Source organism: Amycolatopsis minnesotensis, from assembly GCF_039529815.1.
GTDB lineage: Bacteria > Actinomycetota > Actinomycetes > Mycobacteriales > Pseudonocardiaceae > Amycolatopsis > Amycolatopsis minnesotensis.
Map to the genome: position 1 here is coordinate 134,280 of NZ_BAAANN010000013.1, position 20,756 is coordinate 155,035.

Below are 20,756 nucleotides of genomic sequence, written 5' to 3' on the forward strand. Positions count from 1 at the left end.
TCAGGACTGTGCTGTGATTGACTGATGAGGGAGGACACGAACGAGCACGGCGAGCAACGATGGGTGGACCGGCGGTCCATCCTGAAGCCGCTAAATCGACGCTGGATCTGGCTTGCGATCGCAGTAAGCGTTGCGGTGTGCGGCCTACTGGTTTGGAGTCAGTGGGGCGACACGCCGAACGACCATCGGTCCGCGTTCGATGTTGGCTGGAAACTAGGGGCGGGCGTCCTTGCAATCTTGGCTGCAGTCCTCGGCGCTCGTCGGGTAGAACTCGGCGAACGAGAGCATCTGCGACAACTTGCCGCTGACGAACACCACCGGTCGCACGCCGAGGCTGTCCTGAGACGACAGCTAGATGCCGACTCGGCTGCACGAGAGGATGCGGTGGCCAGGCAGATAACTGAGCTATCGTCGAAAGCTAGCGAGCAACTGGGAAGCACTGACGCATTCGTGCGCATCGGGGGGCTAACCGACCTAGAACGGCTTGGCCAATCTCATGAAAATCTCCGACAAACAGTGGTCGACCGCATATGCGCTTATCTGCGTGCACCGTACGGCAGAACGAACAGTTCCGAGGAAAGCAAAGACCAAGCGAGAGAGCGCAAGCTGGAGAAAGATGTACGACGCACGGCGCAATCAATTCTAATCAAACACCTAAGAAATGAGCTCCCACAAGATTACTGGCCTGATTTAACAGTAGACCTCGCGGGCTCCCTTTTGATCGACTTTGATTTTACACACGCCAGCGTTGCGATAATTAGCTTCACCAATACAACCTTCGAAGGCGTCGCGAACTTCACGAATGCAAGATTCGGATTTGCAGATTTTACAAGTTCAACGTTTCTTGACGATGCCGTGTTCAAGCAAGTCAAGATACGTAGCGATTGCAGCTTTGGATTCGCAAGTTTCCATAAATCAGCACACTTTGATGCCGCACAGTTTAAGGAAGGCGCAGACTTTTCTGGAGCAAGTTTCGGCATTGACAACGATAATACGGTGGAGACCGAGGCAACCGACCCGTTTGCATCAGTAAGCATGACAAGGGCCAGTCTAGGGTCGACATACTTCTACAAAACGAGGTTCATAATCCACGCCTTCTTTGAAGGTGCTACATTCTCTGGAGGCTCTCGAGCATTCTTGAGAACGCGCTTCGAACAGTCCGCCTCATTCGAGGAGGCAACTTTTCTTGAAGAGACCGACTTAACGAACATTTCTTACAATAGCCTAAACTTTCAGTCGGCAGTCTTTCACAAGTCCGTTAGCCTTCCAAAAGACAGGATTGAGCACCTCCGTCTCACCGGCGCCATTTTACTCCCCGAGTCCACCGTCTGGAATCTGCCTGCCATCTGGGGAGAATCAGAGTCGGTCCACCTTGACGACTACGAACAACCTGTGCGGCGGATCGTTCCCGTCGTATTTTGACTTTGACTAGCGTTTCCCTTTTTCGACGGCTAGAAATCTTGGTAGCGCATTCCATCCACCAGGCGAAGTGGAAGCAGTATGCCTGTCATGACATAGTTTACACAGTGGCCGGAGTCGGTGCCAGGCGTCGGGGTCGGGTGCACCGCAGGCGACGAGGGCGCGTCGGGTTTCGGGGTGGTGGTCGGCCACTGTGGCCGGTCGCTGGCAGAGCACGCACAGCCGATGCTCGCGCAGGAAGGTCGCGCTGTTGCGCTGCCAGTCCCAGCCGTAGCCGCGTTGGGCGGCGGTTCCTCGGCGCTGGTCGCTGTCGCGGCGTTGTTCGGCTCGGCAGGTTGGGCAGGGGCCGGGCGGAATGGTGGCTCGGCAGGTTGGGCAGACGTGGGGCGGTCTGGTGGGCATCGTGTTCAGCGGGTGTTGCGTCCGAGGTAGTAGCCGATGACGAACAGGAGGAGGGCGGGGAGGCTGACGCCGAGCAGGATGGCCGTGTCCACTGTGGCTTCACGCTTTCTCGGGGTGGTCAGTGGCGGGGCCGCACAACCTGCCCGGAGGCGGTTTCGGTCAGGGCCGCGCGTTGACGATCGCATTCGACGAACTGGGGGCTCCTGGTGAGGCCCCGCCACTGTCCTGCGCGGTTCTCGGCCGTGCCGTTCGAGTTCCGCGTCTGGTGCACCTGGTCCTGTGTGGACATAGGGGTGCTTGCTGTGCACGGTAGTACAGTCACGGGTTCGCGCGCTACTGGGGTGGGTCACGAATCCCTTGTCATATCAGGGTTTACGGCCATGTTGGCGCGACGGATGCGGCGATCGGCGTGGTAGGCCAGCACGTCGGCGACCCGGTAGCGAACACCGTCCACAGTGTCCACTGTGGGCAAACCCCGGCGGCGCCACTGCCGCACGGTGCCCGGTCGCACGTCGCACATGTCGGCCACTTCGTCCGCGTCGAGCAAGTCGTCCTGCCCGAAGGTCAGGGGCTTCGGAACCACCCAGCTCTGACCGAGTTCCCGGCATCGGTCGTCGAGTTCGGCGCAGGTCTCGGGCGCGTCGCGAAGCAGCGCTTCCCGGTAGGTGCGGGCGACCCGGCGAGCCCGGTCGAGCGGGCTGTCGCCGGGCCACGGCCACGGATCGTCGCTCACGCCGCGATCTCCCGCCGGGCGGTGAGCAGGGTGCACAGCTTCTCGTACTCATCCCACGTGTAGGCACGATTGCAGGCGGCACAGGTGATCGTGTCGTCTCCGTCTTCGCGGCCGAGGGCGAGCTTTTCGCAGCGCGGGCAGGGCACGGGTAGGTGGTTGATCAGGCGGCGTTGCCCGGTCAGGGCTCGGACGCGGTGATGCAGGTCGATCAGGACGAGGGCACCGTCCAATCCGTCCCGTTCGAGCACGGACCATTCCCCGTCCGTCCAGCCGGTGTGGACGACGTTGCGCAGGGCGAGGAACGCCGATATCCCGCTGGTGAGAAGCCGCTGCGCGCGGTCGAGCACGTGGCCGGGGCGGCTGCGCTGCGCTTTCTGCGTGTCCCACTCGATACCCAGGACGTCGGCGACGGATTCGGCCCAGCACTGCGCTTCGTGCAGCAGCTCGGCCTGCGTGGCCTCGATGGCTAGCGAGATCGGCACGGGCGGGTCGGGGGTTCCGGCGACGACTTGCCGGAGCCCGTCACGGATGCCGGTGAGCGAGGCTTCGAGGTCGAGGTAGTCCCGGGGCATGTCCACGATGGCCTGGTGGAGGTGTCGTGCGCAGGCGGCGCACAGACCTTCGGCGGCGTTGATCGGTACGCCCCGCTTGATCGTCGGGTAGTCGGGGTCGGGCTCGCAGTGGGCGCAGCGGGGTCCGCGGCGGCAGCGGTGCAGGTCGATCGTGGCGTTCACGGGACGGCTCCTGGCTGGTCGTGGGGCGAGAGCACGGGCGTGGTGCCCTTGGTCATCGGCCTGTGTGGCTGGTCGCGGTGTAACGGGCGCTGGTGGCCGTGCGACCTCACGTGAGGGCGAAAAAGCGGGCTGGAGCTGGGCATGTACATCACTCGGAAGGTGCGGGCGCGGTGGCGTCTGTCGCGGATGTTGCGGGCGTGGCGACGGGATGTTCGGTCGGTTCCGTGGCCGGATCGGGCTGGGCGCGGGCCGCGAACAGGGCGGCGGCGAGTTTCTGCGCGAGGTCGCGGTCCAGCACGATGAGGGCGGGGCCGATGCCGACGCCGACCGCGCTGGGTTCGCCGTCGTGGGGCGGGATCCACAGGACGCCGAGCGGGCCGTTGATGTGCCAGGCCATGGCGTCGCCGTCGAGGCCGCGTTCGGTGGGTTCGGGCAGGTCGTCGCTGGTCAACAGGTTCATGATGCTGCTGGTCCTTCCTCATTCGTGGTCGGGTTTGTTGCTGGGATGCCGTATCCGGCGGCGTGCAGCAGCGGCACGAGGTCGCGCAGCAGCAGCCGCACGGGCATCTCGAGCACGGGTTGGGGCACGGCGAGAACGAACGGATTGCGGGCGGTTTCGGCGAGGGCGTACAGGTCGCCCGCGGTGATCCAGGCCCACCAGCGGCCGGGGTCGGTCTTGCCTACTCGGCGTTCGATGGCGATGCCGTAGTCGGCGCCGCTGGCGACGGCCTGGTCGGCGGTCGCGGCGAGCACCACCAGGACGCGGCTGTCAGTGAAGTCCTCGGGGGAAATCTTGACCTGCCACGCCAGGCGGGGCGTGTTGTCGATGTCGCCGTGGTCGCGGGAGCGCCGGTCGCCGACTTTCCAGCCGGTGCGCACCATCCGCTGCGCATCGGGCCAGCCGTGTTCGCGCAGCCAGCGCGCCACGGCCTGTTCGGCTTCCTTGCCGCGCCGGTTGCTCGACCGGCCGATTTCCGCGCGGGTTTGCCGATCCAGGGTGCTCATGCTGGCCCCCATTCGGCGAACGCGGCTTTCTCCTCGTCGGGGGTTTCCGCCGGCATGTCGGCCGTGGACGTCCACACGGGCCGCCAGCCGTTGACGTGGTAGGGGTCGGTGAGCTGCTGGGAGAGCGCGGCGGCGATGGCGAGCAGGGCGTGCCCGATGCCGAGGTCGAGCCAGAGCCCGGCGTCTTCGTGGGACGGGCCGATCCTGTCGGATTCGGCGAAGCATTCTTCAGCTTTGGCGTAGTGCTCGGGGCCGTTCATCGTGGTCTCCGGTGCTGGTCAGCGTGGGGGCAGTCGGTGAAGTGGCTGGTGTGGACCGGGAGTCCGGCATCGCGGGCTCCGGCGGCTTGGCCTCGGCGCAGCACCCCGGCGACGAGCTGTCCACTTCGGATGGACAGCAGGACGTTTCCGCGTTCCGGTGCGGGCTCGGGGTTGACCGGCATGGCCTTCCCGGCCGGGGTGGTGGCCCACAGGACCGGGAGTCCGCAGGTGGCGCAGGTTCCCCGCCAGGGCGCGAGGTCGGTGGTCATGGTGGTGTCCGTTCGTCGCTGGTCCAGCCCATGAGGTCGTTAACGATCCGGCGTCCGCGTGCGGCGCGGGCTTCGGCGCCGGGGTCGTGGCCGCACACGGCGGTGCCCCGGTAGCCGCTGTCGTCGCAGAGCGGGCAGTTCGCGATGGCGCGGCGTTTGTCGGCGTGGGTGGTGCGCAGGTGCGCTTGCCGGGTCTCGATCCGGCGTTCGTGGTCGGCTTGCTCGGCGTGGCGGCGGGCGCGTTCGCACGCGCCGCAGCGGGGCGGGTCGTCGTCAAACTCGTGCTCGACGCAGCGGACCGCAGACGGGGACGCTCTGGCCGGTGTGGACGGCCGGGCCGGGGAGGGCGTCGAGCGCGCCCCGCGCGCCTGCGCGCTCGCGCGCCCTCCCGGGGAGCCCTGTAAGGGCTCCCGGTCGGGTCGGGTCGGGAGTTCAACGACTCGGCTAGCAGGTGGTTCAGCAGCCGCTTCAGCACGTGCTTCACCGGGTGCTTGCGGTTTGCTTCGCGCTTTCCCGCTGGCCAAGCCGCCTTTGCGCCCGGCTTCGGCCTTCTTCCGGCGTTCTTCCTCTACTTCTTCCTTGCTGGGGTTGCGTTTGGTTCCGTCGCTGTCCGATCGCCACTCGTGGAACTCGTAGCCTCCGCGCACTCGCCGCCACAGTCGCGCGGCCACTAGCTTCCGGGCCAGCTCGTCCCCGCCTGTCGGGAACAGCCACGGGAGCTGATGGTCTGGGATCAACCCGTCGGTGAGGTTGTCCGACGACCACGAGCCAGCGACTACCCAGAGGGCGAGGGCGGCGGGGTCTTCCGCTAGGACCTTGCGGACCTTGTTGTGCGAGTGGAACTTGTCGTCCACTTTGAACCACGGCATGGCCGGTCAGGACTCCAACTCGCCGAGCACCGCGTCCAGCGTCCTTTTGGGCTCGTCACTGTCGAGGACCCGGGCGAGGATGTCGATCGCTTGTGTGGCCTCCAATTTCGTCAGGTCGTTGGATGAGGTGAGCGGTCGTTGCACGAGCTGCCCGACGACGGCCAGCTTGTCCCCGCGGTCGTTAACGTCGAGGTCGCCGAGCTGGGCGTGCAGCTTGTCGAGCTGCGAGCGGGTTGCCGCGTCCTCCCCCGCGTCATCGCCGGGAGGCTCGGCCGGGTCGGGGGTGGCGGGCTGCTCGTCGTCGCCGGGCAGGGAGGGAGCGGGCGCGGCTGGGCCGGGGTCTGCGGGCGGGTCCGCCTGGCCGGTTTCGCCGGGGGTGGCCTTGGCCTGGGGAACACCGTTTTTCGGGGCTGTACGGCGTTTTGCGGTGCGTTTCGCGGGCGGGGGTGACTCGGGCTCGGCCGGGCCGGGTGGGGTGGTCAGGGCGGCCCTGGTGGGGTCCGGGGCGTCGCTGTCCTCCAGCTCGTCGACGGTCAGGGCGATCCCGCCCACCACGTCGGCGAACTTCCGGCGGCACAGCCTCGTCGTGGCGCGCGCGTACAGCTTGTCCTCGGGGTAGCCGCCGAGGTCGATTTTCGCGCGCCTCGCCTGATCCGCGGTGAACTGCACGCGGGTCCAGGTCTCTTCGTCGCGGCGTCGTCCTTCCAGGACTACGCGGGTGTCGGTGACCTCGACGTCGCGCAGGTGGTGCCCGGCGGCCAGCGCCATGCCGCGCATGATTTCCGCGCTCTTGCCGGGTTTTCCTTTCACGACGTGGATGTGCTGAAGGCTCGTCATCGGGCCGAGTCCCATTTCGCGGCCGGTCAGGATGGCTGCGGTGACGGCGGCCGGGTTGCCGCGCATCCCGTCCGGCACGAACGGGGTGTCGGCGATCTGGGCGGCCAATCGGGACACGTCGCGGACGACGAGGACCCATTCATCCAATGTGGTCGGCGCGGCGGGGTCCTGTTGTGGCCGGGAAACCTGGTCGTGCGCGTCGTAGCGCTGAAGCTCGCTCATCTGCTGCTGCCTCGGTCTGCTTGGTGCGCAGCGACCGGCAGGCAATGGGCTTCTGCGTGGTGCGCAAAACGTGAACGTCGTGGGTGTTCGCGGGCGGGGCTATCCGGCTTGCTGGAGCGCGGGCGGCAGGATCACCTCCCCCACGTAATCACGGGAGCGTGCGCAGGCGCGAGAAACCTCGCGGATGTATCGGAACTCGCGGAGCTGCTCGGGTCCACTGGTCATCGGGTACAGGTCGGCGCCGTCGGCGCGCACGTGGATGACCGCGCAGCCGTCCACCTCGATCATGGGTTGCTCGTGGCCGTCACTGTCCACGTAGGCATCGGAGTAGCGGTACCCGGCGAGCTGCCACGCCGTTTCGCCGAACACCCCGGATCGGCTGGTCTTGATGTCGCACAGCAGCCGCTTGCCCAGCGTCGGGAAGTCCGCGATCAGGTCACCGGTCCCGGCCCACCCGTAGGAGTGCGACACGACCACGAACTCCACGAGCACCGGTTCGACAGCGAAGCGGTCGAGGAAGTCCACATAGGCTTCGACGTGCCCGGCCAGCGCGTCCGGGACCTCCACCTCCTCTCCCGCGACCAGCCGCTCGGCGAGGCCGTGGACCTCGCTGCCCCGGCGCGCGGCGGCGTCGCGGTCGGCGAACCGTGCCCCGTTCAGCTTCGCCAGCCGGGCCGAGTGCGACAGCTCGCCCAGCTCGTCCCAATGGTCGATCGCGTACTCCGCGGTCGTCTTCGCCGCCCAGTTGATCAGCGCGGGTTTCGGAACGCCGTCGGACAGGATCGTCGTCACCCCGGGGACTTTCACGCCGTGGGCGTCCACGTAGGAGTGGCCCTTACCGTGGTTCTTCCGGCGGATCGGGGGCGTGTACTCGCTCACGCGGCGGCCCCCGTGCGGCGGGCGCGCGGGAGCCGCTGGACCTGCCGGACCGCAGTGCGGGTGCACAGCACCCGGCCGCCGTGGTCGACGTAGCGGCCCGGCCAGAAGGACTTGGCGGGGTGTCCGCAGAACTGGCATACCAGGGTTGGGGGCATCGGGTAGGGCGGCCTCGGCAGGGCTCGCAGGCTGGTGCTCATTGCCCGGCCTCCGGCTCGTCGTCGCGCGCCTCGGCCGCATCGTCCTGGTCGTCGTGGGGCCGCAGGGCGTCGATGGCCTCTTCGAGTTCCAGCGGGAGTTCGACCTTGCCGGTACGGCGCTCGTGCTGGCGGCGCAGCAACCGGTGCAGCGTGGCCGCGTCGGCCGTGACGCCGGTGAACGCCTCGCAGGCCAGGACCTCGGCCGTGGGAACGACATCCCCGGTCCGGGCGTTGGTGCGGATCTCCTTCGTCCGGACAAGCAGGACAGCGACGTGCACATCGTCGGGGCGCTCGACCAGGGACGAGGCGATCGCGGGCATTCCGTTGCGGTCGTCGGCGGGTAAGGCGGGTGCGAGTTTGACCGACACGCGGTTTTCCTTTCTGTGGCTGAAAATTCAGTGGGTGACGGGGCACGACTTGTCGGGTGCCCCGTCGATGACGGGCATGGGTTCGGGTTCGGCGAGGTACGCGGCGGCGCGGTGGTGGAGGTGGTGCCCGGCGGGGAAGCGGTGCCAGCGGTGCCCGCAGGCTGCGCATTCCCAGTAGAGAACGCCGTCGTAGACGCCGAACACCTGCACACCCACGAATTGGACGGACGAACAGGACGGACAGCGCACGTCGTCCTCGGTCAGCTCCAGCGCGGCGTCCATCACTCCCGCACCCCCAGCGCGGTGCGCAACTGCTTGAGCCGTCGCTCCGCGTTGAGCGCTCGGGCCTTCCACGCGTCGCGGTCCTCGGTGACCGCGGCGAGCTTGTCCAGCCGGTCCATCAGTTCGGCCAGCGGCAGGTTCAGCGAGCTGTCCGGGCCGTGGCCGTTGGTCTTGCGGCGGCTGTTGTGCCGGGCCAGGTGCGGGCGCACGGAGTTCGGGTTCGCGCTGGTGTACGAGCAGTGCAGGCAGCCGTAGACGATCGTGCCGTTCGCGAGCGTGAGCACCCGGGTCTGCGGCTGGTAGACCACGTTTCCGGCCTTGTCGCGGAACGGGGCCTCGCGTGGTTCGTCGGCGATGACGGCGACCCCGTCGACCTCGGTCGCGGTCATGACCGCACGTCCTGTTCGGCCGGACGTTCCGGCTCGCGGTCGGCGTAGACCATCAGTCCGATCAGGACGTCGAGCCCGACCGTGGTCCAGCCCCACCAGTCGCGGGCGGTGTCCAGGTCCATGATGAGCAGGCGGGACAGCAGAAGCAGGGCGACGATGCGCAGGCTGAGCATCACGGGTTGATCCTTCGGTGACGGGGAAACTTCAAGACGGGACGACGGCGCTGAACCCGGTACTGGTCCACCAGTTCGGGGCGCTCGCGGCGCAGGCGGGGCAGGTCGACCCCGGCTCGTTCCTCGATCTCGCGCGCAACCGCCGGCAGACCGTCGACGGTGCCGACATCGGCATCGCCGAGCAGGACGAGAAGTTCGGCTTCGATGCGGTCCACATCGGCTCGTGCGCGGCCGAACGCGGCGCGGGCGTCGTGCCAGCTCCGTACGAGGTCCGCATGAAGATCGAGGGACACGCTGCGCGTGGTATCCGGTGTGGATGATCGCGGCGAGCAAGGTTGTTCGGGGTTCACTGTCTCTCCGAGAACGGCGCGGGAATACTGGAGGCCGGTGGGGACCGAAGCGACCTACTTGGCGGCCACCGGAGCCGGGTCGGGGACGGGCTCCGTGGTGTCGCCGGTTTCTTCGGTTCCCACCTCCTTCGGTTCCGGGTCCTGTCCGGGTGTCTCGGCGGGCTCGGGGTCGAGCTGCCCGTGCGGCCATCGCTTTCCCAGGTCGTCGATGACCTCGGCGTCGTACTCGGCGACGAGCGCGTTGAACAACGGTGTGTCCGGGTCGTGCTGGTCACGCATTTCCGCGACGTCGAGGTGTTCCACGGTGGACGGCATCGATCGGTCCTTTCCGGTCAGACAAGGATGGAGACGGTGAACACGGCCAGCCCCAGGAACAGCACGGTCGTCACGGCCGTGGCCAGGGCGAGGCGTCGGTGCTCGGGCGGGGCGTCGCGGTAGTGGTCGAGGTAGGTGGCGGCCCGGATGGACAGCACGTCCAGGGCGGCGCCGAGGACATGGGCCATCCGCCAGACCAGCCACAAGGGCGCCTCGACCAGGACCGGGCGCACGATGAGGGCGTGCGCGGGACGATCGGCCATAATGGATTGCCTGCCTTTCGATCGGGGGTGGAGTGGTGCGCCGCCCCGCAGGAATGGGGGCGTTCGCTGCGGGGCGGGCACACCTGCGCGGCCCGGCGGTTAGGCCGCGCGTTCCGCTCGCCGGGAACGCGGACGTTTCTCTGGGCGGGTCCGCGTGCTCGGGGTACCGGCGGGCGGCGCCGGGATCGGCTGGAACAGGGCCACGACTTCTCGCGCCTGCTCGCGCGGCCAGGGCGGGGCGGAGTCCACCGCGCGTTCGATGGCGGCCCATTCGCCGTCGGACAGGGTCAAGCCTCGCTCGGCGTAGAACCGCTCTGTCCACTCGCGATTGACACTGCTGTCGCTCATGCGGCATCAGCGCCTTCGCGGGCGTACGGGGCGACGAGCGCGAGATCGGTGAACACGAACAGACTGCCCCGGGGGACGCCGAGGGCGTCTTCGATACCGGCCGCCGTGTCGACCCGGACCGTGGATCTCTTGCCCTGAATCAGAAGGTTGATCGCGGTCGGGCTGATGCCCACCGCGTTCGCGAGCTGCCGCTGCGACCCGGCAGCCTGCGTACGTTCCAGCAGCGCAGGCAAGCTGCGTACGCGCACAGAGACCGTCATGCGGGAGTGCCCTTTCATCTCACTCGGAAGCGCAGCGGTCGGCAGGAAATGGGCATCTGCGTGGTGCGCGGGTGTTCGTCGAATGCGGACGCCACCGTAAGCATGATCGCGCCCGCGCGTCAACACAGGAGAAACCACAACACGGTGTCAACCGCGATTCAATTCCGTGTTGTCGTTTGTGCGCGCAGGGTGATATACATCGAATGATCTAAAAACTGGCTGATATAAATTCTTGCTTTAAATTTCACCAGTTAATCCGCTTGGGGGAACTGGCCGTGAGACAGCATTTCCGGCGGGCGGTGAACGCGACGGAGCCCCGGCCGCCACGCGCCCGGGGCTCCGTCCTTACCGGGTCGTCAGGACCCGCCCACCAACTTCCACGCCACCTGCACCATCGTCAGGATCGGCATCGCCACGAGCTTCACCCGCAGCTCCGGCTTCAGCGCGTCGTGGACAGTGACGATCGCGTTCGCGGTCTGCGGATCGATGACCACGCCGTCGATCTTGCGCATCACGAACTTGTCCCGCATCTCCCGCAGGATCACGATCCTGTCCGGCTCGGTCTCTGTGGCCTCGGGCAACTCGTCTTCGAGCAGCACCGCGTCCATTCCGGATCGCCAGTCCTCCGTCTCCCGGCACGCCCAGCAGTTGACCGCCTGCGGGTTCGCCGTCACCACCGGCTCGTCCGCCCTGCTCGGACACGCCGCGCACCCCGGGGACTGGGGCGATTCGAAGTGGACCGCAGTCTCGCTGGCCAACAACGCCTCAGCCCAGCCGAGCTGGAATTGCCGCATGATCTCGACCGCGCCCGTGCCGACCGGCCTGTCACCGATCGCTTCCCGGACGGCGGCGTTGAGCCACGGCGCACCCGACTCGCCCGCCGAGTACGCCTGGCGGCCCGCCTCCACCATGTCCTGGTTCTCGTCGGTCATTCCGCCACCACCTGGGGTCGAACCTCGAGGATCCGGTCCCGCTTGACCTTGTGCGGCCACGGGAACCCATCTTGCACGCCAACGGTGACCCGGTTGACCTTGAGCAGCCGGAACCACCCGAGGTCGGTGCGCACGGCGGTCGCCGCCTTTAACTCCTCCTCCGTGTACGGGACGGGCTTCATCTTGCGCAGGTTCTCCACCCGGGCGAGAAGCCCGCGGTAGGTGTCGTCGGCGGCTTTGAACGCCTGGTACGCCTCCAGATCGAGGTCCATCTTCTTCGCTGCACGCTTGAGCTGCCCACCGGTCTTGACCAGGGACACAATGGCCGGATCGGTCTCCGCCTCCGAACGCGGCGCGGTGCGCCGGTTGTACACGGCTTCCAACCGGTCACGCTTCTCCTGCGCAGGCTTCAGCGCGGCCTCGGTTACGGCCAGCACCTCGGCGTAGTTGTCGACGGTGACATTGCTGTGCAAAGTGGCCATTACGCGTCTCGCCTCCGTTCGGTGTAGTCGTGCAGCGGGATCGGAAGCGAGTGCCCGAAGAACGCCGTCCACTCGTCGTAGCAACTGGAATGGACGACATACGCGCCGCTCGCCATGAACCCGTGTCGCCCCGCCGGGCATCGGTCCGCCGGACGCGCCACGACGTGGCCCTCCACCACCTCGTGCAGCAGCACCAACGGCATCTCCGGGCGAACCGGGTGAGAACGTGGGACGCCGTCGCCCACTACGAACACCTCCCGGACCTCGGGGTTGCCGCTGAGCATCCGGCTCGTGTCCCGCTGAACAACGGGCCAGGGCCGCAGGACTCTCGCCCGCATCCCGTACAGCACCGGCTTCACCTCCCCCGTCATCGGCGGTCCCCCTGTTGACGCCAGTTCTGTACCGCGTTGGTGACCAGGAACTCCCGTTCCTTCCCGGACAGCAACTCGTCCACATTGGCTTCGTCGAGGCGCACCACACGCGGAATGCGATGCTCAGGACGCCACTCCACGCCACAGATTTCGTCGTAAGCCACCGGCGCCCCGCTCGGGCTGTAGACCTCGGCCGTCACCACGACGAACACCAGCCGCCTCTGCAACCAGGCGTAGTAGTCGTGTGCCGTGTACACCCCAAGCCCGAATCCCAGCGGGGTTGTGGTCGAGTCGATCCTGTCCGGCCGAACCGTCACCGTCCAATCGATCGGGACGGAGAGATCCCACTTGGCCAGTTCGGCGGCGGACACGATCCGCTCGCCCGCTTTCAGTTCATCCAAACTCATGCGCCGACCTCCCGTTCAGCCTGCGCGACGACATCGCTGACCAGCTCCCGCAAGTCCTCGTAGGACAACAGGTCGTCCACATTGGCATCGCCGACGTACCGAGGCTTCTTCGTGTCCGGACGCCACCCCAACCCGTTGACCTCGACTTGGGCCAGGCTGGCGCCCTCCGCGAACACCTCAGCCACCACAACAACGAATATCAGCTCACCATCCAAAAAGGCCCGATAGTCGTGCGCCGAGTAGTGCCCGACCTCGAAGTCCAGCGGCGTACGGTCCGCGTCGAACCGATCCGGACGAAGCGTGATCACCCACCCCTCGGGCAGAGCGACACCCCACAGGGCAAGAGTCTCCCAGAGAACGATCGTCTCGCCAGATTCCAACTCGCCATTCAGCACGAACCGTCCTCCCGCCTCTGCACGGGAAGGGACGGCTCATCATCCACAAGCGACACATTGATACGCGTGATAAAGTGCCCCTCCTTGATGACCTCGGCCACGCGAAGACCAGCGCCCTTCGCAGCAACGTCGGTATGCGGCGCTTCCACGAGAGCCACGAACGTCAATCCCGGCGCCTCCAAAAAAAGCTCCACCCGGTATGTGTGCAACACGTTTTCAGTCGGCACGGGGCCAGCCTTCTCGGGCGATGACGGATAATCCAGCAAAAGCCGCGATCGGCGACCATGACTGCTATTAGCCACGTTTCGATTCCTTTCAGATTCTGTCCGGGTCAATGCCAGGGAAACCCCTGACAGGGCGCCGACAACCCTACGCGGAAAGAAGCAAAAGGACTCCTAATAGGACAAGCAATTCCTCAACTGACCATGCAAAGGGGCGACATACACCCGATCAACAGCGAGGACGAGCCTCCCCAGCTCCAATACGAGTCAGAAGCGGAGTCGCTGCAAGATCATTGGGCAGCGGTCAACTCCCAGCGCTTCCACCGCGCCCAAGCAGTTGTGACCGGCGAAACTCGCCTCAAGAGCCTTCTGACCTGGACAAACCGAAAACCTAGCCCAGTTGGGTGAAAGTATGTGGTTTTCGGGGTTCAGGTAAACCGGCCTTACCGGCCATGGAGGCGACGTTGACGATGTGCCCCCGCCCGCGCGGACGCATCCTGCGGACCGCCTCGCGCGTCCCGTGCACCACGGCGTGCAGGTTGATCTCGAGCTGACGTCGCGTCGACGCGTCGTCTTCGTCTTCGAGCCGGGACAGCGGCATGATGCCGGCGTTGTTGATCAGCACGTCGATGGGACCGAGACGGCGCTCGACCTCGTCGAGGAACGCGGTGAACCCGGCGGTGTCGGTGACGTCGAGCGGCAGCGCGAGTGCCTCACCGCCCAGTTCACCCGCGGTCTTCTCGGCGAGCACCCGGTCGAGATCCCCGATGGCGACCTTCGCGTCGAGCCGGGCGAGGGCCGCGGCGGTTGTGGCGCCGATGCCTCGCGCTCCGCCGGTGATGACGACGACCTTGCCGTTGAGCAGGCGTTCCGTGCGTGGCATGACGAGCATCCCTCCCACTATTGGCGTAGCGCCAAATGGTTGCCCATCATGGTGCCCCGCACCGGTGGAGATGTCGACCCAGCGGTCAGGTGAATCGGGCCCCGACGGTGCCGAGCACGCCGAAGTCCGCCGACACGTGCCTGCCGGGCGCGATCGGCACGGGCGGGGTGGCGGTGCCGGTCGTGACGATGTCGCCAGGCCGCAGCCGGTACCCGTACCGCGGGATTTCCGCCGCCAGCCAGTGCAACGCGTGCCGCGGATCCCCGAGCACCAGCCCACCGCTACCACGCGAAAACTCGGCGCCGTCGGCGAAAGCGACCACTGCTTGCCCAGCCAGGTCGAAATCACGCCATCCCGGCACCGGGCTTCCCTCGACGAACCGGCCCGCGCACGCGACGTCCGCGACGAGGTGCGGTTCGCCCGCGTGCCGATGATCCGCGTACCGGCTGTCCGGCATCTCCAGCGCGAGCACCATCGTGTCGACGGCGTCGAGCACGGCCCCCAGGCTCGGCTCCGGCCCGGGATCCGCCGCCATCCGGAACGCGAACTCGGGCTCGGCCACCCCCATGGTCATCGTGTCCGCGGGCACCGGCTCCCCCTCGGCGTGCCGGAACCGCTCGAACAGCATGCCCGGCAGCGGACCGCCCACGCCGAGGTACCGCTGCGCCAGCTCGGTCGTCGCGGCGATCTTCCAGCCGAACACCGGACCGGCCAGCCCGGCCAGGCATTCCTGCGCGGCCATCGCCTCGGCACGGTCGTGAGGGCGCGCGTCGTCGGGCAGGCCCGGCAACCGCTCCCCGGCCTGCCACGCGTGCCAGAGGAGACCCGCCGCCCGATCCGCTCGCATGTCAGGGCAGGACGGTGAAGGTCTCGGGGCCCTCCGGCGTGATCGCGACGGTGTGCTCGACATGTGCCGCCCTGCTGCCGTCGGCCGTGTGCAGCGTCCAGCCGTCCTCGTTGTGGCGGTAGTCGTCACGGCCGCCCGCGTGGAACATCGGCTCGATCGCCAGCACCATGCCCGCGCGAAGCGGCACCCCGGTACCCGCGCGCGCTTCGTTCGGCACGTGCGGCGCTTCGTGCATCGCCCTGCCGATGCCGTGGCCGCCGTGGTCGGCGAGCAGCCCGTACCCGGCGCGCCTGCCGATCACGCCCACCGCCGCCCCGATGTCGCCGAGCCGGTTGCCCTCGCGGACCTGCGCGATCCCCGCGGCGAGCGCTTCCGCGGTGGTGTCGACGAGGCGCAGGTCGGCCGGATCCGCGGTGCCCACGACGAAACTGATCGCCGCGTCACCGTGCCAGCCGTCGATCGACGCACCGAAGTCGACACTGACCAGGTCACCGTCACGAAGCCGGTACGCGGTGGGGATGCCGTGCACCACGGCATCGTTCACGCTCGTGCACAGCACCCCCGGATAGGGCGAAGGCGCCCAGTTCGGGTGGTAGCCGAGGAACGACGACTTGGCGCCGGCCTCGGCGATCACGCCCGCCGCCACCTCGTCCAGCTCACGCAGGCTCACCCCGATGGCCGCCTCGCCACGCACGGTCTCGAGGGTTCGCGCGACAACCTGCCCCGCCGCGCGCATCGCGTCCAGTTCGCCGCCGGTCTTGATCTCGATCACGCCGCCACTCCTACCGGGATACCTATACCGGTATATCTAGCACACCGGCGCCCGGCACCGTCAGTTCAGGCCGCCGCACACTTCAGGCCGCCGCTCACTTCAGGCCAAGGTGGCGGGAGATCAGCATGCGCTGGACCTCGCTCGTGCCCTCTCCGATTTCGAGGATCTTCGCGTCGCGGTAGAACCGGCCGACCGGGAACTCGTTCATGAAGCCGTACCCGCCGAAGATCTGCGTCGCGTCGCGCGCGTTGTCCATCGCCGCGTTCGACGAAACCAGCTTCGCGATCGCGGCCTCGTGCTTGAACGGCTCGCCGCGCAGCATCTTCGACGCCGCCGCGTAGTAGGCGAGCCGCGCGGTGTGTGCCCTGATCTCCATGTCCGCGATCTTGAACTGGATGGCCTGGTAGGCGCCGATCTTGTGGCCGAACGCCTCGCGCTCGCCGACGTAGCGAAGGCACTCGTCCACGCAGCCCTGGGCGAGCCCGACACCGACCGCGGCGATCGCCACCCTGCCCTCGTCCAGGATCGACAGGAACTGCGCGTAACCCCTGCCACGCTCGCCGACCAGGTTCTCGGCCGGGACGCGCACGTCGTCGAACGAAAGCTCGTGCGTGTCCGAACAGTTCCAGCCGACCTTCGAGTACTTCGGCGCGACCGCGAAGCCCGGTGTCCCGGCGGGCACGATGATCGCGGAGATCTCCTTGCGGCCGTTCTCCTTCACATCGGTCACCGCGGTGACCGTGACCAGCTTCGTGATGTCCGTGCCCGAGTTCGTGATGAACGACTTGCTGCCGTTGATCACCCATTCGTCCCCGTCGAGCGCGGCACGCGTGCGAGTCGCGCCCGCGTCGGAGCCGCCACCGGGCTCGGTCAGGCCGAACGCGCCGAGCGCCTCGCCCGTGCACAGGGCGGGGAGCCAGCGTTCCTTCTGCTCGGCGGTGCCGAACCGGTAGATCGGCATCGCGCCGAGCGACACGCCCGCCTCGACGGTGATCGCGACGGAGGAATCGACACGAGCAAGCTCTTCCAGTGCGAGGCACAGCGCGAAGTAGTCGCCGCCCATGCCGCCGAACGACTCGGGGAACGGCAGGCCGAACAGGCCCATCTCGCCCATCTTCGAGACGATCTCGTACGGGAACTCCTCGCGCTCGTAGAAGCCGCCGATCACCGGCGCCACCTCGGATCGCGCGAACTCCTCGACGGTCTTGCGGAGTGCTTCGTACTCCTCGTCCAGCCGGAAGTCGATCATCTCTGCTCCTCTGGGGTCACCATGGCAAGGGGTTCGTCCAGTGCGACCTGTTGGCCCGTCTGGACGTGCAGTTCCGTGACCACGCCGTCGACCGGCGCGGTGATCGTGTGCTCCATCTTCATCGCCTCGACGACCATGAGCGGCGTTCCCGCGCTCACCGCGTCGCCACGGGCGACCTTCACCACGAGGACACTGCCCGGCATCGGGCTCTTCACCGGGCCCGCGTCGACGGAGTCGCCATGCGCCAGCTGCACGGTGTCGCGTTCGGAGAACGAAAAAGAACGGCCCTCACGCGCCAGCCACAGAACACGGCCGTCCGCGAGTGCCCTGCGGTACCGGCGGAGACCACCGGGCGCACGCACCTGCAGTTCTTCGCCCTGCCACCGCGCCGAAACCCGCGTCGGGTCACCGTCGCCGACGACGACCTCCGCGTCCGACGGCGCACCCTTGACGCGCACCACGGATTCGTCGTCGCCGGAATGCAGCCGGAACGTCACGCCGCCGCGGATACCGAAACGCCACCCGCTCGGCACGTCCCACGGGTCCACGATCGGTGTCGTCGGCTGCAATGCGAGCAACCGGTCCAATGCCGCGGCGACGAAGAACTCCTCTGGCACCGTCGCCGATACGAGCGAGTCGATCCGGCGCGCGACGAGCTCGGTGTCCAGCCGCCCGGCACGCACCTCCTCGTCGGCGAGCAAGCCGCGCAGGAACGCCACGTTCGTGCCGAGGCCGAGCACCGCCGTGTCCGCGAGCGCGAGATCGAGCTTGCGCAGTGCCGCACCGCGGTCCGCGCCCCACGCGATGACCTTCGCCAGCATCGGGTCGTAGTGCGAACCGATCACCGCGCCCTCGTCGAGCCAAGAATCGACCCGGACGCCGTCGGGCTCGTGCAGTGCGAGCACCGTGCCCCCGGTCGGGATGAACCCGCGCGCGGGGTCCTCCGCGTACACGCGCGCTTCGACAGCATGCCCGTTCAGGCGCACGTCGTCCTGTACGACGGTGAGGTGCTCGCCTGCCGCGATCCGCACCTGCCACTCGACCAGGTCGAGGCCCGTGACCAGCTCGGTGACCGGGTGCTCGACCTGCAACCGCGTGTTCATCTCCATGAAGAAGAACTCGTCCGGCACCCGCGAGGACACGATGAACTCGACAGTTCCGGCGCCGACGTATCCCACCGATCGCGCCGCCTCGACCGCCGAGGCCCCCATCCGCGCGCGCGTCTCCTCGTCGAGCAGCACCGACGGGGCTTCCTCGATGATCTTCTGGTGACGGCGCTGCAGGCTGCATTCGCGCTCGCCGAGGTGGATCACGTTCCCGTGCCCGTCGGCGAGGACCTGGATCTCGATGTGCCGCGGCGTGGTGACGAACCGTTCCAGCAGCAGCGTTTCGTCGCCGAACGCGTTCTTCGCCTCGCGGCGCGCGGATTCGGCGGCGGAGTCCAGCTCGCCCGCCGACTCGACCAGCCGCATGCCCTTGCCGCCACCGCCCGCGGACGGCTTGAGCAGCAACGGGTACCCGACCGCGGCCGCCGCGTCGGCGAACCCGCCCTCGGCGATGTCGACGTCGGAGGTACCCGGGACGACGGGAACCCCGGCCGCGGACACGGTGGCCTTCGCCCTGATCTTGTCGCCCATCGCGTTGATCGCGTCCACCGTCGGGCCGATGAACGTGATCCCCGCTTCTTCACAGGCGCGAGCGAACTCGACGTTTTCCGATAGGAACCCGTACCCGGGGTGCACCGCACGCGCGCCGGTTTCCCGTGCCGCGCCCACGATCGCCGGGATGGAGAGGTAGCTCTCCGACGCCTCCGCCGGGCCGATGCGGACGGCCGTGTCCGCCTCGATGACGTGCCGGGCACCCGCGTCCGCATCGCTGTACACCGCGACCGAGCGGATCCCCATCGCGCGAAGGGACCGGATGACCCTGACCGCGATCTCGCCGCGGTTCGCGACCAAAACCGTGTCGAACATGCTCACATCCTGAAGACGCCGTAGTTGACCGGTTCCAACGGCGCGTTCGCCGCCGCGGACAGTGCGAGACCCACCACCGTGCGGGTGTCGGCCGGGTCTATGACGCCGTCGTCCCACAGCCGTGCCGTCGAATAGTAGGGGCTTCCCTGCTCCTCGTACTGCTGGCGGATCGGGTCCTTGAACGCCTCTTCGTCATCGGCAGGCCACTCGTCGCCGCGTGCTTCGATCGCGTCCCGGCGAACGGTGGACAGCACCGAGGCCGCCTGCTCGCCGCCCATCACCGAGATGCGGGCGTTCGGCCACATCCAGAGGAACCGCGGCGAATAGGCACGCCCGCACATCGAGTAGTTGCCCGCGCCGAACGAGCCGCCGATGATCACGGTCAGCTTCGGCACGCGCGCGCAGGCCACCGCCGTCACCATCTTCGCGCCGTGCTTGGCGATCCCGCCCGCCTCGTAGGCCTTGCCGACCATGAACCCGGTGATGTTCTGCAGGAACAGCAGCGGGATCGAGCGCTTGTCGCACAGTTCGATGAAGTGGGCGCCCTTCATGGCCGACTCCGCGAACAGCACGCCGTTGTTCGCCACGATCCCGACCGGGTGGCCGTGGATACGCGCGAAGCCGGTGACGAGCGTCGAGCCGTACTCCTTCTTGAACTCACCGAACCTGCTGCCGTCGACGATCCTGGCGATCACCTCGCGCACGTCGTACGGGGTGCGCGAATCGGTCGGCACCACACCGTAGAGCTGGCCGGGATCGACCGCGGGCTCCTGCGTCGGCAAGACGTCCCACGGCCTCGGCGCGCGCGGACCGAGTGTCGACACGATCGACCGGACGATGCGCAGGGCGTGCGCGTCGTCTGCCGCCAGGTGGTCGGTGACACCGGATGAACGCGCGTGGACGTCGCCACCACCGAGTTCTTCCGCCGTCACGACCTCACCCGTAGCGGCCTTCACCAGCGGCGGCCCGCCGAGGAAGATCGTGCCCTGGTTGCGCACGATGACCGCCTCGTCGCTCATCGCCGGCACGTACGCGCCGCCCGCCGTGCAGGAGCCGAGAACGGCCGCGATCTGCGGGATCCCCCGCGCCGACATGGTCGCCTGGTTGAAGAAGATGCGGCCGAAGTGCTCGCGGTCGGGGAACACCTCGTCCTGGTGCGGCAGGAACGCGCCGCCCGAGTCGACGAGGTAGAGGCACGGAAGGTTGTTGTGCAGCGCGACTTCCTGAGCGCGCAGGTGCTTCTTGACGGTAAGCGGGTAGTAGGTGCCGCCCTTGACCGTGGCGTCGTTCGCGACGATCACGCATTCGCGGCCCGACACACGGCCGATGCCGGTGATGATGCCTGCCGCGGGCGCCTCGTCGCCGTAAAGGCCGTTCGCCGCGAGCGGAGACAGTTCGAGGAACGGTGAACCGGGGTCGAGCAGCGCGTCGACCCGGTCACGGGGAAGGAGCTTCCCGCGTTCGATGTGCCGGGTTCGCGACTTCTCGGGACCGCCGAGGCGGGCGGTCTCGAGCCGCTTCGTGAGGTCCCCGACGAGTTCGGCGTGCGCCGTGACGCTTCGCGCATAGTCGGCACCGCGAGGGTCCGCGGTGGTGGTGAGAACCGGCGTGTCCATGGGCTCCTCGTCCTCCGCCGCTCAGGCACGCGGA

At 67.6% G+C, this 20,756-nt stretch carries 31 protein-coding genes and 1 pseudogene; 2 read left to right on the top strand and 30 right to left on the bottom strand.

Annotation, left to right across the window (positions count from 1 at the left end; translation table 11 throughout):
- Positions 1-24 precede the first annotated feature (24 nt).
- Positions 25-1,422 (top strand): pentapeptide repeat-containing protein, encoded by a 1,398-nt coding sequence (locus ABD256_RS18165; RefSeq protein ID WP_344419616.1) that lies wholly within the window; start codon positions 25-27, stop codon positions 1,420-1,422.
- A gap of 745 nt (positions 1,423-2,167) precedes the next feature.
- Here the strand turns inward: ABD256_RS18165 and ABD256_RS18170 are convergent.
- The 14 genes from ABD256_RS18170 to ABD256_RS18235 form a co-directional block, all read right to left on the bottom strand.
- Entirely contained in the window at positions 2,168-2,554 is a 387-nt protein-coding gene (locus ABD256_RS18170; RefSeq protein ID WP_344419619.1) for a helix-turn-helix domain-containing protein, read from the bottom strand.
- Positions 2,551-3,288 (bottom strand): hypothetical protein, encoded by a 738-nt coding sequence (locus ABD256_RS18175; RefSeq protein ID WP_344419622.1) that lies wholly within the window; start codon positions 3,286-3,288, stop codon positions 2,551-2,553. The genes ABD256_RS18170 and ABD256_RS18175 overlap by 4 nt, the downstream gene beginning before the upstream one ends.
- A 148-nt stretch (positions 3,289-3,436) precedes the next feature.
- A complete protein-coding gene (locus ABD256_RS18180; protein WP_344419624.1) occupies positions 3,437-3,748 on the bottom strand; it encodes a hypothetical protein in 312 nt (103 codons plus the stop codon).
- Positions 3,745-4,293 (bottom strand): hypothetical protein, encoded by a 549-nt coding sequence (locus ABD256_RS18185; RefSeq protein WP_344419627.1) that lies wholly within the window; start codon positions 4,291-4,293, stop codon positions 3,745-3,747. Before ABD256_RS18185 ends, ABD256_RS18180 begins: the two co-directional genes overlap by 4 nt.
- Positions 4,290-4,553, bottom strand: coding sequence for a hypothetical protein (locus ABD256_RS18190; protein ID WP_344419629.1), 264 nt, complete (start codon positions 4,551-4,553; stop codon positions 4,290-4,292). The genes ABD256_RS18185 and ABD256_RS18190 overlap by 4 nt, the downstream gene beginning before the upstream one ends.
- Positions 4,550-4,822, bottom strand: coding sequence for a hypothetical protein (locus ABD256_RS18195; protein ID WP_344419631.1), 273 nt, complete (start codon positions 4,820-4,822; stop codon positions 4,550-4,552). The genes ABD256_RS18190 and ABD256_RS18195 overlap by 4 nt, the downstream gene beginning before the upstream one ends.
- Complete coding sequence (locus ABD256_RS18200) at positions 4,819-5,676, bottom strand: hypothetical protein (protein WP_344419634.1); 858 nt, start codon at positions 5,674-5,676, stop codon at positions 4,819-4,821. Before ABD256_RS18200 ends, ABD256_RS18195 begins: the two co-directional genes overlap by 4 nt.
- A 21-nt stretch (positions 5,677-5,697) precedes the next feature.
- Entirely contained in the window at positions 5,698-6,750 is a 1,053-nt protein-coding gene (locus ABD256_RS18205; RefSeq protein ID WP_344419637.1) for a hypothetical protein, read from the bottom strand.
- Between the two features lie 99 nt (positions 6,751-6,849).
- On the bottom strand, positions 6,850-7,629 hold the full coding sequence (locus ABD256_RS18210) for a hypothetical protein (RefSeq protein WP_344419640.1): 780 nt from the start codon (positions 7,627-7,629) through the stop codon (positions 6,850-6,852).
- Positions 7,626-7,826, bottom strand: coding sequence for a hypothetical protein (locus ABD256_RS18215; protein WP_344419643.1), 201 nt, complete (start codon positions 7,824-7,826; stop codon positions 7,626-7,628). The genes ABD256_RS18210 and ABD256_RS18215 overlap by 4 nt, the downstream gene beginning before the upstream one ends.
- Positions 7,823-8,194, bottom strand: coding sequence for a hypothetical protein (locus ABD256_RS18220; protein ID WP_344419646.1), 372 nt, complete (start codon positions 8,192-8,194; stop codon positions 7,823-7,825). Before ABD256_RS18220 ends, ABD256_RS18215 begins: the two co-directional genes overlap by 4 nt.
- Positions 8,195-8,221: 27 nt before the next feature.
- Positions 8,222-8,476, bottom strand: a complete 255-nt coding sequence (locus tag ABD256_RS18225; protein WP_344419649.1) for a hypothetical protein — start codon at positions 8,474-8,476, stop codon at positions 8,222-8,224.
- Complete coding sequence (locus ABD256_RS18230; RefSeq protein ID WP_344419652.1) at positions 8,476-8,865, bottom strand: hypothetical protein; 390 nt, start codon at positions 8,863-8,865, stop codon at positions 8,476-8,478. The genes ABD256_RS18225 and ABD256_RS18230 overlap by 1 nt, the downstream gene beginning before the upstream one ends.
- Entirely contained in the window at positions 8,862-9,041 is a 180-nt protein-coding gene (locus ABD256_RS18235) for a hypothetical protein (protein WP_344419655.1), read from the bottom strand. The genes ABD256_RS18230 and ABD256_RS18235 overlap by 4 nt, the downstream gene beginning before the upstream one ends.
- Before the next feature lie 14 nt (positions 9,042-9,055).
- Between ABD256_RS18235 and ABD256_RS18240 the strand changes: the two genes are divergently transcribed.
- Complete coding sequence (locus tag ABD256_RS18240; protein WP_344419658.1) at positions 9,056-9,358, top strand: hypothetical protein; 303 nt, start codon at positions 9,056-9,058, stop codon at positions 9,356-9,358.
- A gap of 84 nt (positions 9,359-9,442) precedes the next feature.
- Here ABD256_RS18240 and ABD256_RS18245 read toward each other — a convergent pair whose 3' ends face one another.
- From ABD256_RS18245 to ABD256_RS18320, 16 genes and pseudogenes are all read right to left on the bottom strand, one after another.
- Positions 9,443-9,703, bottom strand: a complete 261-nt coding sequence (locus ABD256_RS18245) for a hypothetical protein (RefSeq protein WP_344419661.1) — start codon at positions 9,701-9,703, stop codon at positions 9,443-9,445.
- Between the two features lie 17 nt (positions 9,704-9,720).
- A complete protein-coding gene (locus tag ABD256_RS18250; RefSeq protein WP_344419664.1) occupies positions 9,721-9,966 on the bottom strand; it encodes a hypothetical protein in 246 nt (81 codons plus the stop codon).
- Between the two features lie 99 nt (positions 9,967-10,065).
- On the bottom strand, positions 10,066-10,314 hold the full coding sequence (locus ABD256_RS18255) for a hypothetical protein (RefSeq protein WP_344419667.1): 249 nt from the start codon (positions 10,312-10,314) through the stop codon (positions 10,066-10,068).
- Positions 10,311-10,574 (bottom strand): helix-turn-helix domain-containing protein, encoded by a 264-nt coding sequence (locus ABD256_RS18260; RefSeq protein ID WP_344419669.1) that lies wholly within the window; start codon positions 10,572-10,574, stop codon positions 10,311-10,313. The genes ABD256_RS18255 and ABD256_RS18260 overlap by 4 nt, the downstream gene beginning before the upstream one ends.
- Before the next feature lie 356 nt (positions 10,575-10,930).
- The gene (locus tag ABD256_RS18265) at positions 10,931-11,506 is read right to left on the bottom strand and encodes a hypothetical protein (protein ID WP_344419671.1); all 576 of its coding nucleotides are present in this window, start codon (positions 11,504-11,506) and stop codon (positions 10,931-10,933) included.
- Positions 11,503-11,988 (bottom strand): hypothetical protein, encoded by a 486-nt coding sequence (locus ABD256_RS18270; protein ID WP_344419674.1) that lies wholly within the window; start codon positions 11,986-11,988, stop codon positions 11,503-11,505. The genes ABD256_RS18265 and ABD256_RS18270 overlap by 4 nt, the downstream gene beginning before the upstream one ends.
- Positions 11,988-12,359, bottom strand: coding sequence for a hypothetical protein (locus ABD256_RS18275; protein WP_344419677.1), 372 nt, complete (start codon positions 12,357-12,359; stop codon positions 11,988-11,990). The genes ABD256_RS18270 and ABD256_RS18275 overlap by 1 nt, the downstream gene beginning before the upstream one ends.
- Entirely contained in the window at positions 12,356-12,766 is a 411-nt protein-coding gene (locus tag ABD256_RS18280; RefSeq protein WP_344419680.1) for a hypothetical protein, read from the bottom strand. Before ABD256_RS18280 ends, ABD256_RS18275 begins: the two co-directional genes overlap by 4 nt.
- Positions 12,763-13,161: a hypothetical protein gene (locus ABD256_RS18285; protein ID WP_344419683.1), complete on the bottom strand. Its 399-nt coding sequence runs from the start codon at positions 13,159-13,161 to the stop codon at positions 12,763-12,765. The genes ABD256_RS18280 and ABD256_RS18285 overlap by 4 nt, the downstream gene beginning before the upstream one ends.
- Positions 13,155-13,463: a hypothetical protein gene (locus ABD256_RS18290; RefSeq protein ID WP_344419686.1), complete on the bottom strand. Its 309-nt coding sequence runs from the start codon at positions 13,461-13,463 to the stop codon at positions 13,155-13,157. The genes ABD256_RS18285 and ABD256_RS18290 overlap by 7 nt, the downstream gene beginning before the upstream one ends.
- Before the next feature lie 349 nt (positions 13,464-13,812).
- Positions 13,813-14,265 (bottom strand): annotated as a pseudogene (locus ABD256_RS18295) (SDR family NAD(P)-dependent oxidoreductase); the annotation flags it as partial.
- A gap of 85 nt (positions 14,266-14,350) precedes the next feature.
- On the bottom strand, positions 14,351-15,112 hold the full coding sequence (locus ABD256_RS18300) for a 2-keto-4-pentenoate hydratase (RefSeq protein ID WP_344419689.1): 762 nt from the start codon (positions 15,110-15,112) through the stop codon (positions 14,351-14,353).
- A gap of 1 nt (position 15,113) precedes the next feature.
- Complete coding sequence (gene map, locus ABD256_RS18305) at positions 15,114-15,884, bottom strand: type I methionyl aminopeptidase (protein ID WP_344419692.1); 771 nt, start codon at positions 15,882-15,884, stop codon at positions 15,114-15,116.
- A 94-nt stretch (positions 15,885-15,978) separates the two neighbouring features.
- Positions 15,979-17,133 carry an acyl-CoA dehydrogenase family protein gene (locus ABD256_RS18310; protein ID WP_344419695.1) on the bottom strand — a complete coding sequence of 385 codons (1,155 nt, stop codon included), beginning with the start codon at positions 17,131-17,133 and terminating at the stop codon, positions 15,979-15,981.
- Entirely contained in the window at positions 17,130-19,106 is a 1,977-nt protein-coding gene (locus ABD256_RS18315; protein WP_344419698.1) for an acetyl/propionyl/methylcrotonyl-CoA carboxylase subunit alpha, read from the bottom strand. The genes ABD256_RS18310 and ABD256_RS18315 overlap by 4 nt, the downstream gene beginning before the upstream one ends.
- A gap of 2 nt (positions 19,107-19,108) precedes the next feature.
- Positions 19,109-20,722, bottom strand: a complete 1,614-nt coding sequence (locus ABD256_RS18320; RefSeq protein ID WP_344419702.1) for a carboxyl transferase domain-containing protein — start codon at positions 20,720-20,722, stop codon at positions 19,109-19,111.
- Positions 20,723-20,756 lie beyond the last annotated feature (34 nt).

Excerpts from the sequence above, each read along its gene's own strand:
- ABD256_RS18255 (WP_344419667.1), bottom strand. The coding sequence starts at position 10,314 with ATGAGCGACAGCAGTGTCAATCGCGAGTGGACAGAGCGGTTCTACGCC.
- ABD256_RS18165 (WP_344419616.1), top strand. The coding sequence starts at position 25 with ATGAGGGAGGACACGAACGAGCACGGCGAGCAACGATGGGTGGACCGG.
- ABD256_RS18225 (WP_344419649.1), bottom strand. The coding sequence starts at position 8,476 with ATGGACGCCGCGCTGGAGCTGACCGAGGACGACGTGCGCTGTCCGTCC.
- ABD256_RS18310 (WP_344419695.1), bottom strand. The coding sequence starts at position 17,133 with ATGATCGACTTCCGGCTGGACGAGGAGTACGAAGCACTCCGCAAGACC.
- ABD256_RS18195 (WP_344419631.1), bottom strand. The coding sequence starts at position 4,822 with ATGACCACCGACCTCGCGCCCTGGCGGGGAACCTGCGCCACCTGCGGA.
- ABD256_RS18315 (WP_344419698.1), bottom strand. The coding sequence starts at position 19,106 with ATGTTCGACACGGTTTTGGTCGCGAACCGCGGCGAGATCGCGGTCAGG.
- ABD256_RS18265 (WP_344419671.1), bottom strand. The coding sequence starts at position 11,506 with ATGACCGACGAGAACCAGGACATGGTGGAGGCGGGCCGCCAGGCGTAC.
- ABD256_RS18215 (WP_344419643.1), bottom strand. The coding sequence starts at position 7,826 with ATGAGCACCAGCCTGCGAGCCCTGCCGAGGCCGCCCTACCCGATGCCC.
- ABD256_RS18280 (WP_344419680.1), bottom strand. The coding sequence starts at position 12,766 with ATGAGTTTGGATGAACTGAAAGCGGGCGAGCGGATCGTGTCCGCCGCC.
- ABD256_RS18185 (WP_344419627.1), bottom strand. The coding sequence starts at position 4,293 with ATGAGCACCCTGGATCGGCAAACCCGCGCGGAAATCGGCCGGTCGAGC.
- ABD256_RS18320 (WP_344419702.1), bottom strand. The coding sequence starts at position 20,722 with ATGGACACGCCGGTTCTCACCACCACCGCGGACCCTCGCGGTGCCGAC.
- ABD256_RS18300 (WP_344419689.1), bottom strand. The coding sequence starts at position 15,112 with ATGCGAGCGGATCGGGCGGCGGGTCTCCTCTGGCACGCGTGGCAGGCC.
- ABD256_RS18245 (WP_344419661.1), bottom strand. The coding sequence starts at position 9,703 with ATGCCGTCCACCGTGGAACACCTCGACGTCGCGGAAATGCGTGACCAG.
- ABD256_RS18250 (WP_344419664.1), bottom strand. The coding sequence starts at position 9,966 with ATGGCCGATCGTCCCGCGCACGCCCTCATCGTGCGCCCGGTCCTGGTC.
- ABD256_RS18205 (WP_344419637.1), bottom strand. The coding sequence starts at position 6,750 with ATGAGCGAGCTTCAGCGCTACGACGCGCACGACCAGGTTTCCCGGCCA.
- ABD256_RS18260 (WP_344419669.1), bottom strand. The coding sequence starts at position 10,574 with ATGACGGTCTCTGTGCGCGTACGCAGCTTGCCTGCGCTGCTGGAACGT.
- ABD256_RS18180 (WP_344419624.1), bottom strand. The coding sequence starts at position 3,748 with ATGAACCTGTTGACCAGCGACGACCTGCCCGAACCCACCGAACGCGGC.
- ABD256_RS18270 (WP_344419674.1), bottom strand. The coding sequence starts at position 11,988 with ATGGCCACTTTGCACAGCAATGTCACCGTCGACAACTACGCCGAGGTG.
- ABD256_RS18275 (WP_344419677.1), bottom strand. The coding sequence starts at position 12,359 with ATGACGGGGGAGGTGAAGCCGGTGCTGTACGGGATGCGGGCGAGAGTC.
- ABD256_RS18230 (WP_344419652.1), bottom strand. The coding sequence starts at position 8,865 with ATGACCGCGACCGAGGTCGACGGGGTCGCCGTCATCGCCGACGAACCA.
- ABD256_RS18190 (WP_344419629.1), bottom strand. The coding sequence starts at position 4,553 with ATGAACGGCCCCGAGCACTACGCCAAAGCTGAAGAATGCTTCGCCGAA.